We start from the raw sequence: 12,723 nt of genomic DNA on the forward strand, positions 1-12,723 counted from the left end.
GCCCACGGCCACCACGGACCGGGGTGACTATCCGAAGCGGCCCGAGATGTAGTCCTCGGTGGCCTGGACCGACGGATTGGCGAAGATCCGCTCGGTCTCGTCTATCTCGATCAGCTTGCCGGGCTGCCCGACCGCCGACAGGTTGAAGAAGGCCGTACGGTCCGAGACACGCGCCGCCTGCTGCATGTTGTGCGTCACGATGACGATCGTGAAGCGCTCCTTCAGCTCACCGATCAGGTCCTCGATCGCGAGCGTCGAGATCGGGTCCAGCGCCGAGCACGGCTCGTCCATCAGCAACACAGCCGGCTCGACCGCGATCGCGCGGGCGATGCACAGGCGCTGCTGCTGGCCGCCGGAGAGACCGGAACCGGGCTTGTTCAGCCGGTCCTTGACCTCGTTCCAGAGGTTCGCGCTCTTGAGGGACTTCTCGACGACGTCCGCCAGCTGGTTCTTCTTGTACGAGCGGTTCAGCCGCAGCCCCGCCGCGACATTGTCGAAGATCGACATCGTCGGGAAGGGGTTCGGGCGCTGGAAGACCATGCCGACCGTGCGGCGCACGGCGACCGGGTCGACGTTCGAGGCGTAGAGGTTCTCGTCGTCCAGCAGCACCTTGCCCTCGACGCGGCCACCGGGGGTGACCTCGTGCATGCGGTTCAGGGTGCGCAGGAAGGTGGACTTGCCGCAGCCGGACGGGCCGATGAAGGCCGTCACGGAGCGGGGCTCCACGGTCATCGAGATGTCCTCGATCGCCTTGTGGGAGCCGTAGAAGGCGGTCAGACCGCTGACGTCGATGCGCTTGGCCATGTGAATCACTTCGCTTTCAGAAGGCCGCGGTCAGCGACCGGTCTTCGGGGCCTTCCAGCGGGCGATGCCGCGGGCCACCAGATTGAGGATCATGACGAAGGCGATCAGGACCAGGGCTGCGGCCCAGGCGCGGTCGACCGCTGCGTCGGTGCCGACGGCGTACTGCTCGTACACATACAGCGGCAGCGAGGACTGGGCGCCTTCGAAGGGGTTGTTGTTGATCAGCTTCGTACCGAAGACGAGCAGCAGCACGGGGGCCGTTTCGCCGGCGATACGGGCCACCGCGAGCATGACGCCCGTGGTGATGCCGCCGATCGCGGTGGGCAGGACCACCTTGAGGATCGTGCGCCACTTGGGGATGCCCAGGGCGAGGGAGGCCTCGCGCAGCTCGTTGGGGACGAGCTTGAGCATTTCCTCGGTGGAGCGGACGACCACCGGCATCATCAGGATGGCGAGCGCCATCGCGCCGGCGAACCCGGAAGGCCCGAAGCCCAGCATCAGGTTCCATGTGGCGAGGATGAACAGGGCCGCGACGATCGACGGAATGCCGGTCATGACGTCGACGAAGAAGGTGACGGCCTTCGCGAGCCTGCCGCGGCCGTACTCGACGAGGTAGATCGCGGTCAGCAGGCCGATGGGGGCGGCGATGACGGTCGCGATGAGGACCTGCTCGATGGTGCCGAGCAGCGCGTGGTAGATACCGCCGCCGGGGTCGGCGTCGAGGACGCCGCTCATGGAGTGACTCAGGAAGTACCCGTCGAGGACCTTGACGCCCTTGCTGATCGTGACCCAGGCCAGCGAGAGCAGCGGGATGACGGCGAGGATGAAGCACACCCAGACGATGCTGGTGGCGAGGCGGTCCTTGGCCTGGCGCCTGTTCTCGACGATCGAGGTCGCGATGTACGAGATGACGACGAACAGGAGGGCCGAGATGAGGCCCCACTGCACGCGGCTCTCCCAGCCGGCCGCGATGCTGACGCCGACGCCGAGGGCGACGGAGAGGATCGCGAACCCGAGCGGGGCCAAGCGGGGGAGGGACCGGCCGCTGAGGCCGCCCTGGGGAGGAACGGGGGCCGGAGTGGGCCTGTCCTTTATGGCTGACTGGCTCATGCGTTGGCCCCCGAGTACTCCTTGCGGCGCGCGATGATCCACCGTGCCGCGCCGTTGACCAGCAGCGTGATGAGGAAGAGCACCAGACCGGAAGCGATCAGCGCGTCCCGGCCGAACTCATTGGCCTCGTTGAACTTCGCCGCGATGTTCTGGGCGAAGGTGCCGCCACCCGGGTCGAGCAGGTGGCCGGAGATGATGAAGCTCGGGGAGAGCACCACGGCCACGGCCATCGTCTCGCCGAGCGCGCGGCCGAGGCCGAGCATCGAGGCGCTGATGATGCCGGAGCGGGCGAAGGGCAGCACCGACATCCGGATGGTCTCCCAGCGTGTGGCGCCGAGGGCGAGAGCGGCCTCTTCGTGCATCTTCGGCACCTGGAGGAAGACCTCACGGGTGACGTTGGTGATGATCGGCAGGATCATGATCGCCAGGAGGATGCCCACCGTGAAGATGCTGCGGGCGGGGCCGTCACTGGCCTTGTCGAAGATGTAGGTCCAGGCGAAGTACTCGTTCAGCCAGAGGTTGAGGCCGGCGAGATACGGGACCAGGAAGATGGCGCCCCACAGGCCGTAGATGATGCTCGGTACGGCGGCCAGCAGGTCGACGACGTACGAGATCGGGGCGGCCAGCTTGCGCGGCGCGTAGTGCGAGATGAACAGCGCGATGCCGATCGCGATCGGCACGGCGATCAGCATCGCGATGATCGAGCTGACGACAGTCCCGAAGGCCAGGACGGCGATACCGAAGATCGGCGGGGTGCCGGCCGGGTTCCACTCGGACGTGGTGAGGAAGTTCGCCTCGTCCTTGGAGATGGCGATGACGGCCCGGTAGGTGAGGAAGACCGCGATGGCGGCCATGATCACCAGGAGGGTGATTCCGGATCCACGGGACAGGCCCAGGAAGATCCGGTCGCCGAGGCGTGTGCTGCCCCTGGACGCGCGTATGTCGCCGCGCCCTGCGGGCGGCGGCGTTTCGGTAGGTGTGGTGGTAACCATCTGGACTCTCCGGTCTGCGGAGCCGGTGGGCTCCTGGCGGCGGTGCACCGGATGCCGAGGCCGGTCCGGCCCGTGCTGCGGCACGGACCGGCCTCGGCCGGGAATCAGGACAGGGTCGGGACGATCGCGCGGACCTTGGCCGCGATCTCGGCCGGGAGCGGGGCGTAGCCGGCGTCGGGGAGGACCTTCTGGCCCTCCTCGCTGGCCGTGTAGGTGAGGAACGCCTTCAGGGTCGCCAGCGTGTCCGCCTTGTTGCCCTTGTCGCAGGCGATCTCGTACGTGACCAGGACGATCGGGTACGCGCCCTCGGCCTTGGTCTTGTAGTCGAGACCGAGTGCGAGGTCATTGCCGGTGCCCTTGATCTTGGCGGCGGCGATGGCCTTGGAGGCGTTCTCGGTGGTCGCGTCGACCGGGGCGGAGGCGCCGGTGTTCAGCTTGACGGTGCTGATCTTGCTGGCGGTCGCGTAGGACAGCTCGAAGTAGCCGATCGCGCCTTCGGCGTCCTTGACGGCGGTGGCGACGCCGGAGGAGCCGTTGGCAGCCTGGCCACCCTCGGCCGGCCAGGACTTCGTCTTCGGGTCGTACTTCCAGTCGGCCGGGGCGGCCTCGCTGAGGTACTTGCCGAGGTTCTGGGTGGTGCCGGACTCGTCCGAGCGGTGGAAGGCCTGGATCGTGCTGCTCGGGAGCTTGGCGCCCGGGTTCAGCTTCTTGATCGCCTCGTCGTCCCACTTCTTGATCTTCGAGTCGAAGATCTTGGCGAGCGTCGGGGCGTCCAGAACCAGGTTGTCCACGCCGGTCAGCTTGTAACCGATCGCGATCGGACCGCCGACCATGGGCAGGTTGATGCCCTGGCCGCCCTTGCAGACGGTCTTCGAGGCGGTGACCTCTTCGGGCTTGAGCGCGGAGTCCGAGCCGGCGAAGGCGACCTGGCCCTGGGTGAACTTGGTGATGCCGCCGCCGGAGCCGATCGGCTGGTAGTTGACCTCGACGCCGGAGCAGGCAGCCTGGAAGTTCTTGACCCACAGGTCCATGGCGTTCTTCTGGGCGCTCGAGCCCGCCGCGAGGAGCTGGCCCTTTGCGCCCTCGCACTTGATGTTGGACGCGGCGCTGGTCTTCTCGCCGCTGCCGCCGGTGCCGCCGGCGTTGTCGTCCGAACCACACGCCGTGAGGACCAGGGCGCCGGTCACGGCGAGGGCACCGAGCGCGGTGGCGCGAAGGCCGTTCTTGCGCTGAAGCTTCACTTCGGGTGTTCCTTCCAAGGGCCGCCGGACGCTGACTGTCGTCTGACACGTATATGGCGGCGTGTGTCGGGGTGGGGGGACCGGCACTGCGCCGGTCACCGTGTAGGGCCGAAATTAGGCAGAAGAGGTGAAGCCGCCGACGGGGGAGGGTGAACGGAAGGTGAACCGTGTCGGGCAGCTGAGTGCCGGGAGTTGACGGGGGTCCGGCATGCTTCCGCCGAGTGAAGAGCGCTATGGGGAGCGTCCATGTCTGGGCGATCTTTCGCAATGCGCGCGGAGGGCAGCCGGTCAACGAGAAGCGCGATGCCTGCCTGCGCTGGAACTGTTATGAGGATATGGCAAATATCGTGACATGCCCGGATACGGTGCGCCCGGCGTACTGGTCGGTCAGATCCCGTCCTTGGTCACATGAAGGGTGTCGAGGAGCGCGGAGACGAGCTGCCTGTCCCGGTCCTGCGTCAGGCGGCCGCGTGCATCGGCGGGTGGCAGCCACACCATTCGATCCACTTCCCGGTTCGGCTCGAACAATCCGCCGGTGGCCTCGGCCGCCCAGTAGCGGACCTCCTTGGGGCGGCCCTCGACCTGGTACCAGGCGGTGGGCAGCTCGGGTCCCAGGTCGCACGTCATGCCGGTTTCCTCCAGCACTTCGCGCACCGCTCCCGCACGGGCGTCCTCGCCGCGCTTCAGCTTGCCTTTCGGGTGGGACCAGTCATCCCATTTCGGTCGATGGACGAGGGCGATCTCGATCCCGTCGCCGAAGGACGAGCGGCGCCACAGCACACAGCCCGCCGCAAGAATCACCGAGTCGTTGTTCATACGGCTGCTCCTCGTAGAAACCGTCCCTGACGGGCGGCTTTACTGATCGGTTGCCGTGTGTCTCTCACGGGGCCGTCACGGGCGTCGGCTCCGTCGCCCGCTGCCAAACCTGCTGGAAGGCGAACCGGGCGGCTTCCACCTCGTGCCGCTGGTCGGCGTGCAGCACACCCAGGGCGTACGCGGTGGCCGGGGCGATGCGAGGTGTACGGGCCGCGGCCGCGGCGGCCGCTGCGGCCTCGGCGGCGTCGCGGTGGCGGTCCAGGACCAGGCCCGCGTGGCAGAGCACCGGGTCCGCCTGTGGGTAGAGCACCTCCTGGGCGTAGCGGTGCAGTCGCAGCAGCAGCCGCACCTGGTGCCAGGGCGAGTCCTGGGCCTCTTCGGCCGATGCGGTGGCCAGGCCGTGGACCAGGGCCTCGGCGTTGTACGGGTGCGAGGCCCGGCCCAGCGGCAGACCGGCCACGGCTTCGAGCAGCCGCCGCTCGGCGTTCTCGGCGGGCAGCGCCAGGGCCTCGGTGGCCGGGGCGGTGGCCATCGGGCCGAGCGGCAGCTCGGATGCGAGTAAGGCGACGGAGTCGGCGACCGCGTGGAACCGGGAGGAGCCGAGCGCCTGGAGCGCGGCGGAGTGGGCGCGGGTGCGGGCCAGTGTCAGCTGCCGCTCCAGCAGCGCGCCTGCCCGGGCGGCGCCCACGGTCAGGCTGCCCGTGGGGCGCGCGGCGGCCGTGGTTTCCGGGGCGGCGGTCGCCGCATCGGCGCCGGGCGGGCGCAGTTCCCCCCTGGCCGTCGGCAGCGGGCTCGCCCCCGACAGCCGCGACAGCGCCTCCAGCAGCCGCGCGAGCCTGGAGGTGCAGGCGTGCTCCTGGGCCAACGTCGCCGACAGCCAGGCCAGTTCGGTGCGCAGATCGTCCGCCCAGGAGGGGTCGAGCAGCGGCCGGAAGGTGTGCAGCGTCCCGCTGATCCGGCGGGACGCCTGGCGCAGCGCGGCCGCGGCCTGTGCCACGCCCGCGGTGTCCGCGCCGCTCTCGGTGTGCATCCGCAGACTGCGCAGGAAGTCGCCCGCCTGCGTATGGAGGTACCCGGCCAGCGCGTCCCCCGCTGTGACGGGGGCGGGGGCGGCGGCCGGGACGACGTCCACGTCGTGCCGGGAGATATCAGGGCTGTGCACGCCGGCGCCTCCGGGCGTCTATGAGCATCTCCTGTACGTTCCGCAGCGGCTGGCCTTCCCCGTCCGTCGAATGCCGGTTCCAGGTGCCCTCCGGGCCGAGGTGCCAGGAGGACGTGGTGTCGGACATGCCGGTCTCGAGGAGACGGGTGAGGGCCGCGCGGTGGGCCGGGTCGGTGACCCGTACCAGTGCCTCGATACGGCGGTCGAGGTTGCGGTGCATCATGTCGGCGCTGCCGAACCACACTTCGGGCTCGCCGCCGTTGCCGAAGGCGAAGATCCGGGAGTGCTCGAGGAAGCGCCCGAGTATCGAGCGCACCCGGATGTTCTCCGAGAGGCCCGCGACTCCGGGGCGTATCGCGCAGATGCCGCGGACCCAGATGGCGACCGGCACACCCGCCATGGACGCCCGGTAGCAGGCGTCGATGATCGCCTCGTCCACCATCGAGTTGACCTTGAAGCGTACGTAGGCGGGGCGCCCGGCGCGGTGGTGCGCCACTTCCTTGTTGATCCGGGCGATGAGGCCGTCGCGCAGGGACTTGGGGGCGACGAGCAGTCGGCGGTAGGTCTCGCGGCGGGAGTAGCCCGACAGCCGGTTGAACAGGTCGGAGAGGTCCGCGCCGACCTGCGGGTCCGCGGTCAGCAGCCCCAGGTCCTCGTACAGCCTCGCGGTCTTGGGGTGGTAGTTGCCGGTGCCGACGTGTGAGTAGCGGCGCAGCGTCTCGCCCTCCTGGCGGACCACGAGCGAGAGCTTGCAGTGGGTCTTCAGCCCGACGAGCCCGTAGACGACGTGGCAGCCGGCCTCTTCCAGCTTGCGTGCCCACTTGATGTTGGCCTGCTCGTCGAAGCGGGCCTTGATCTCGACGAGCACCAGGACCTGCTTGCCGGAGTCGGCGGCGTCGATGAGGGCGTCGACGATCGGGGACTCGCCGGAGGTGCGGTACAGCGTCTGCTTGATGGTCAGCACGTCGGGGTCGGCCGCGGCCTGCTCCAGGAAGGCCTGGACGGACGTCGAGAACGAGTCGTACGGGTGGTGCAGCAGTACGTCGCGTTCGCGCAGCGCCATGAATATGTCGGGCGCGGACGCGGACTCGACCTCGGCGAGGTCCCGGTGGGTGCCCGCGATGAACTTCGGGTACTTCAGCTCCGGCCGGTCGAGCGACGCGATGCCGAAGAGGCTGGTCAGATCGAGCGGTCCGGGCAGCGGGTAGACCTCGGAGTCGGAGATCTTCAGCTCACGGACGAGCAGGTCCAGGACGTACGGGTCGATGGACTCCTCGACCTCGAGCCGCACCGGCGGGCCGAAGCGGCGCCGCATGAGCTCCTTCTCCAGGGCCTGGAGCAGATTCTCGGCGTCGTCCTCCTCGACCTCCAGGTCCTCGTTCCTGGTCACCCGGAACATGTGGTGGTCGAGCACCTCCATGCCGGGGAACAGCTCCTCCAGGTGCGCGGCAATGACGTCCTCCAGGGGGACGTACCGCTGCGGGGAGGCCTCCAGGAAGCGCGACAGCAGGGGCGGGACCTTGACCCGGGCGAAGTGGCGGTGGCCGCTCACGGGATTGCGTACGACGACCGCGAGGTTCAGCGAGAGACCCGAGATGTACGGGAAGGGGTGCGCGGGGTCGACGGCCAGTGGGGTGAGGACCGGGAAGATCTGCTGCCGGAACAGCGTGAACAGGCGCGCCTGCTCCTTCTCGGTGAGATCGGGCCAGCGGATTAGGTGGATCGACTCGTCGGCGAGCGCCGGGGCGATGTCCTGCTGGTAGCAGGCGGCGTGCCGGGCCATGAGCTCGCGGGAGCGGGTCCAGATCAGGTCGAGGACCTCGCGGGGCTGCAGGCCGGACGCGGAACGGGTGGCGACACCCGTCGCGATGCGGCGCTTCAGGCCCGCCACCCGGACCATGAAGAACTCGTCCAGGTTGGAGGCGAAGATCGCGAGGAAGTTGGCCCGCTCCAGCAGGGGCGTCGCGGGGTCCTCGGCGAGTTCGAGGACGCGCTCGTTGAAGGCGAGCCAGCTGCGCTCGCGGTCGAGGAACCGCCCCTGGGGCAGTTCGGCGCCCTCGCCGTCGTGATCTTCCTCGTACGCATCGAGGTCGGCGTCGATGTCGGGTTCGAGCTCGGACACCGTGGCCGCGACGGTGTGCGGCCGGTGTGCGGCTATGGAACCGACGGACGGCTGGGGGTGCTGGGCCGGTACCTCGGCGGGCTGCTGACTCATGGACCCATTCTTCCGCGTGGACGACAGGAAGGGCGCGTCGGAGAGGGCCGGAGTGGGGGGAATTTTCCCATTTGGGGATGCGGGCACAGCGGGCTGCATTGAGTGAGGGTCGCAAGGTCGTCTGAATGGCCGGTAACGACGACATGACGTGAGGGGAAGCGTGGCGGGTCTCGCGGGGGCGATTCCCCGTGCCCGGCGGGCCCCCGTTACGGGGTGCGGCGGCCGTGACGCCTGCGCAGCAGCCAGGATGCTGGCGCCGGGCGGCCGTGGCAAGCCCGCCCGGCGATTGAGAACGAGGCACGGCGGGCCGTCCGGCGACCGGGAACACGGCACGGCGTGCCGCGTTCGCGATCGCCGTAGCCCGGTCGCGCCGCTGTGCGGTGCCGGTCCTCAGGACTCCGTGCGGTACATGAGATCCACTTCGTGCGTCGTGAAGCCGAGGCGTTCGTACACGCTCAGCGCCGCCGCATTGTCCGCGTCGACGTAGAGCATCGCGGTCGGCAGCCCCTGCGCGGCGAGATGCCGCAGCCCGATCGCGGTGAGGGCCTTGCCGAGGCCGCCGCCCTGGGCGTCGGGCCGGATGCCGACGACGTACACCTCGCCGAGGTGCTCCTCGGTGTGCACCTTCGTCCAGTGGAAGCCGATGAGCTCCCCGGCGCGCTCGGCCAGGAAGAAGCCCTTCGGGTCGAACCAGGGTTCGGCCTTGCGGTCGTCGAGGTCCCGCTGGGTGAGCGAGCCCTGCTCGGGGTGATGAGCGAAGGCCGCGGCGTTGAGGGCGAGCCAGGCGGCGTCGTCCTGCCCGGGCACGAAGGTGCGTACGGTCACGCCGGCCGGGAACACCGGCTCGGGAATGTCCAGCGGGCCCAACGGCCGCCGCAGCTGGCGCAGTTCGCGGAAGAGGGTCAGCCCGAGCACCTGCGCGAGATGCCGCGCGGCGGACTTCCCGCCGTGCGCCCACACCCGCAGCCGCTTGCCGGAGGCACCCAGCAACGCGCTGCCCAGCGCCCGCCCGTGGCCGCGTCCCCGGTGCCCGGGGTGCACGACCAGTTCGGCGGCCGGGGCCTCGACGGGGTCGGTGTCCTCCAGCTGTGCGTATCCGACCAGCTCGCCCCCGACGGTGAGCAGCAGATGCCGCACGCCCTCCCGCTTGCCGCCGCGCAGCTGCAGCCGGCCCTGCTCGGAGACGGCCTGCATCCCATCGGCGCGGGCGGCTTCGGCGAGCATGCCGAGCACGGCTTCGGCCTGCTCGGGGCTGAGCTCGTCCACGGTCTGGATCTGCCGACCGGGCTCCGGAAACACTGCGTCAGTGGTCATGTGTCGAGCGTACGGCGGGAGGTGGCGGGCGCGGGATCTGCGGGGTTCGGCATTTTGACCCGTGGTGCGAAGATCCGCCCAATCTGGCGCGAAAGCAATCTGGTCGTAACCCGGATACCCCTGTCGCGCTACGCGCGTTGACTCTAGGCTTCCGCTCGCATTCCCTTACGCCATGCTGAAACTGATTAGGGGACAGATGTCAGCGACACCGCACAAGACCCGCCGCCGCATACTCGCCGCACTCGCCGGGCTGACCACCGTCGGCGCGCTGGTCGCCGCGATGCCCGCAGGCGCCCAGGAGAGCGGCCACGGCCACGGACACGGCCATGGATACGGCCGCACCGTGGACGTACAGCTGCTGTCCTTCAACGACTTGCACGGAAACCTGGAGCCGCCCGCCGGCTCGGCCGGGCGTGTCACCCACACCAACGCGGACGGCACGACCAAGACCATCGACGCGGGCGGTGTCGAGTACCTCGCCACGCATCTGCGCGAGGCCCGCAAGGACAACCGGTACTCGATCACCGCCGCCGCGGGCGACATGATCGGCGCCTCGCCGCTGCTCTCCGGGCTCTTCCACGACGAGCCGACCATCGAGGCGCTGAACAAGCTGAACCTCGACGTCACCTCCGTCGGCAACCACGAGTTCGACGAGGGCGCCCGCGAGCTCGCCCGGATGCAGAACGGCGGTTGTCACAAGACCGACGGCTGCTACGAGTCGGGCACGACGTTCGGGGGCGCGGACTTCCCGTATCTCGCCGCCAACGTGACGAAGGAGAAGACCGGCAAGCCGCTGCTCGACCCCTACTTCATCTGGAAGAAGAACGGGGTCAAGATCGGCTTCATCGGGGTGACCCTGGAGGGCACGCCGAACGTCGTCACCGCCGAGGGTGTCAAGGGCCTGAAGTTCGGCGACGAGGTCGAGACGATCAACAAGTACACCAAGGTGCTTGAGCGCAAGGGCGTCAAGTCGATCGTCGCCCTGATCCACGAGGGCGGCCTGCCCGCGTCCACCTCGTACAACTACAACTGCGACAGCCCCGGCCCCGGCGACGGTGTCTCGGGCCCGATCGTCGACATCGCCAAGAAGATCAGCCCGCAGGTCGACGCCCTGGTGACGGGCCACACCCACCAGGCGTACGCGTGCACCATCCCGGACCCGTCCGGCAAGCCGCGCACGGTCACCTCGGCCGCCTCGTTCGGCAAGCTCTACACCGACACGACGCTCACCTACGACCGCCGTACAGGCGACATCGTCCGTACGGCCGTGGCCTCCGCGAACCATGTCGTCACCCGTGACGTGGCCAAGGCCGAGGACATGACGGCGCTGATCCAGCGGTGGAACAATCTGGCCGCGCCGATCGCGAGCCGCCCCGTCGGCTACATCTCCGCCGACATCGAGAACCCCTTCGAGGCGGTCGAGAAGCCGCTGGGCAACCTGATCACGGACGCGCAGCAGGAGGGTCTCGCCGCGGCGGACAAGGGGGGCGCGCAGATCGCCTTCATGAACCCGGGCGGCATCCGGGCGGGCCTGGTCCACAAGGCGTCCGGCAGTGAGGGCGACGGTGTGGTGACGTACGGCGAGGCATTCACCGTGCAGCCGTTCACCAACATGATGAATGTCGTCGACCTGACCGGAGCGCAGCTGATCACCGCGCTCAAGCAGCAGGTCAGTGGCGCGAATCAGGCGGCCCCGAAGATCCTCCAGGTGTCGAAGGGCTTCACCTACACCCTGGATCTGACGAAGACCGGCGCCGACCGGATCGTCGACTCCTCGGTCAAGCTGAACGGCGAGGCGATCGACCCGGCGAAGACCTACCGGGTCGCGATGAACGAGTTCCTGGCGGGCGGCGGTGACGGCTTCCCGGTGTTCAAGGAGCACAAGAACAAGCTCGTCGGAGCCTCAGACCTGGAGATCCTCATCGCCTACCTGGCCGCGCACTCCAGCGCGAGCGCGCCGCTGGCGCCGCCGGCGACGGGCCGGATCACCGTTGTGAAGTAGCGGTTCCCGGCGGGACGGTGGGGCGGCGGGCCACGGGGCTGCCGCCCCACCGGCATGCGGGGACACGGCCTGACGGCGAGGCCGGACTACGGATGACGAGGCCGGATTACGGATGATGAGGCCGGATTCAGCCGTTGGTTACTGGCCAGTCCTGAGTCTGTGCTTCTTGACGTGACCCCGCCATAATCCCGGACCATGGACCGACGGAGCTTTCTCGTGGGCGCGGCAGCTGTCTCCGCCACCGCACTCATCGGCGCACCCCCCGCCTTCGCCGCACCCCGCCGCACCCTGTCCGCGCAGGACTGGATGTCGGGCAGCGCGGACAGCACCGCCCTCGCGCGGCTGACGATCCCCGGCACCCACGACTCGGGCGCGCGCTTCGGCGGGCTCTGGGCCGAGTGCCAGAACACCACCATCGCCGACCAGTTGAACAGCGGCATCCGCTTTCTGGACGTACGGTGCCGGGTCACCGGTGACTCGTTCGCCATCCACCACGGCGCGGCCTACCAGAACCTGATGTTCGGCGATGTGCTCATCGCCTGCCGGGACTTCCTGAGCTCCCACCCCTCCGAGACGGTCCTCATGCGCGTCAAGCAGGAGTACTCGCAGGAGAGCGACGCGACCTTCCGCCGCGTCTTCGACACCTACCTCGACACCAAGGGCTGGCGCCCGCTGTTCCGCATCGGCGACGGGCTGCCGTCGCTGGGTGAGGCGCGCGGCAAGGTCGTTCTCATCGCCGACAACGGGGGACTGCCCGGCGTCAAGTGGTGGGACAGCGCGGTCTTCGACATCCAGGACGACTGGAACGCCGCGCCGAACGCCAAGTACCCCAAGATCGAGGCGCACTTCCGCAAGGCGGCCCAGCAGCCCGGAAAGCTGTTCATCAACTTCGTCAGCACCTCCGCGTATCTGCCGCCGCGCTGGAACTCCGACAACCTCAACCCGAGGGTTCACACCTTCATCAACGGCTCGGAGGCGAGCGGCTGGAAGGGGCTCGGCATCGTGCCGATGGACTTCCCCAACACCCGCTCGGGCCTGGTCGATTCACTCATCCGGCACAACTAGGT

Annotated in this window: 10 protein-coding genes; 2 read left to right on the top strand and 8 right to left on the bottom strand. The window is 69.0% G+C overall.

The window, feature by feature from the left end; translation table 11 throughout:
* Positions 1-27 precede the first annotated feature (27 nt).
* The 8 genes from pstB to mshD all read right to left on the bottom strand — a co-directional run bounded on the left by pstB (position 28) and on the right by mshD (position 9,654).
* Entirely contained in the window at positions 28-804 is a 777-nt protein-coding gene (pstB, locus tag OHA61_RS20410) for a phosphate ABC transporter ATP-binding protein PstB (RefSeq protein ID WP_406304224.1), read from the bottom strand.
* A 30-nt stretch (positions 805-834) separates the two neighbouring features.
* Positions 835-1,914: a phosphate ABC transporter permease PstA gene (gene pstA, locus OHA61_RS20415; RefSeq protein WP_406304225.1), complete on the bottom strand. Its 1,080-nt coding sequence runs from the start codon at positions 1,912-1,914 to the stop codon at positions 835-837.
* Positions 1,911-2,906, bottom strand: coding sequence for a phosphate ABC transporter permease subunit PstC (gene pstC, locus OHA61_RS20420; RefSeq protein ID WP_406304226.1), 996 nt, complete (start codon positions 2,904-2,906; stop codon positions 1,911-1,913). Before pstC ends, pstA begins: the two co-directional genes overlap by 4 nt.
* Before the next feature lie 104 nt (positions 2,907-3,010).
* The gene (pstS, locus tag OHA61_RS20425) at positions 3,011-4,147 is read right to left on the bottom strand and encodes a phosphate ABC transporter substrate-binding protein PstS (RefSeq protein WP_406304227.1); all 1,137 of its coding nucleotides are present in this window, start codon (positions 4,145-4,147) and stop codon (positions 3,011-3,013) included.
* Positions 4,148-4,534: 387 nt separating this feature from the next.
* The gene (locus OHA61_RS20430) at positions 4,535-4,963 is read right to left on the bottom strand and encodes an NUDIX hydrolase (protein WP_406304228.1); all 429 of its coding nucleotides are present in this window, start codon (positions 4,961-4,963) and stop codon (positions 4,535-4,537) included.
* A 64-nt stretch (positions 4,964-5,027) separates the two neighbouring features.
* A complete protein-coding gene (locus OHA61_RS20435; RefSeq protein ID WP_406304229.1) occupies positions 5,028-6,125 on the bottom strand; it encodes a CHAD domain-containing protein in 1,098 nt (365 codons plus the stop codon).
* Positions 6,112-8,340, bottom strand: coding sequence for an RNA degradosome polyphosphate kinase (locus tag OHA61_RS20440; protein WP_406304230.1), 2,229 nt, complete (start codon positions 8,338-8,340; stop codon positions 6,112-6,114). Before OHA61_RS20440 ends, OHA61_RS20435 begins: the two co-directional genes overlap by 14 nt.
* 390 nt (positions 8,341-8,730) lie before the next feature.
* Entirely contained in the window at positions 8,731-9,654 is a 924-nt protein-coding gene (gene mshD, locus OHA61_RS20445) for a mycothiol synthase (protein WP_406304231.1), read from the bottom strand.
* Positions 9,655-9,850: 196 nt separating this feature from the next.
* Between mshD and OHA61_RS20450 the strand changes: the two genes are divergently transcribed.
* On the top strand, positions 9,851-11,656 hold the full coding sequence (locus OHA61_RS20450) for a bifunctional metallophosphatase/5'-nucleotidase (RefSeq protein WP_406304232.1): 1,806 nt from the start codon (positions 9,851-9,853) through the stop codon (positions 11,654-11,656).
* A gap of 195 nt (positions 11,657-11,851) precedes the next feature.
* Entirely contained in the window at positions 11,852-12,721 is an 870-nt protein-coding gene (locus OHA61_RS20455) for a phosphatidylinositol-specific phospholipase C domain-containing protein (protein ID WP_406304233.1), read from the top strand.
* The last annotated feature ends 2 nt before the right edge of the window (positions 12,722-12,723 follow it).

It is taken from the genome of Streptomyces sp. NBC_00885 (assembly GCF_045207475.1).
GTDB lineage: Bacteria > Actinomycetota > Actinomycetes > Streptomycetales > Streptomycetaceae > Streptomyces.

Excerpts from the sequence above, each read along its gene's own strand:
- OHA61_RS20450 (WP_406304232.1), top strand. The coding sequence starts at position 9,851 with ATGTCAGCGACACCGCACAAGACCCGCCGCCGCATACTCGCCGCACTC.
- pstA (WP_406304225.1), bottom strand. The coding sequence starts at position 1,914 with ATGAGCCAGTCAGCCATAAAGGACAGGCCCACTCCGGCCCCCGTTCCT.
- pstB (WP_406304224.1), bottom strand. The coding sequence starts at position 804 with ATGGCCAAGCGCATCGACGTCAGCGGTCTGACCGCCTTCTACGGCTCC.
- OHA61_RS20455 (WP_406304233.1), top strand. The coding sequence starts at position 11,852 with ATGGACCGACGGAGCTTTCTCGTGGGCGCGGCAGCTGTCTCCGCCACC.
- OHA61_RS20440 (WP_406304230.1), bottom strand. The coding sequence starts at position 8,340 with ATGAGTCAGCAGCCCGCCGAGGTACCGGCCCAGCACCCCCAGCCGTCC.
- mshD (WP_406304231.1), bottom strand. The coding sequence starts at position 9,654 with ATGACCACTGACGCAGTGTTTCCGGAGCCCGGTCGGCAGATCCAGACC.
- OHA61_RS20430 (WP_406304228.1), bottom strand. The coding sequence starts at position 4,963 with ATGAACAACGACTCGGTGATTCTTGCGGCGGGCTGTGTGCTGTGGCGC.
- pstC (WP_406304226.1), bottom strand. The coding sequence starts at position 2,906 with ATGGTTACCACCACACCTACCGAAACGCCGCCGCCCGCAGGGCGCGGC.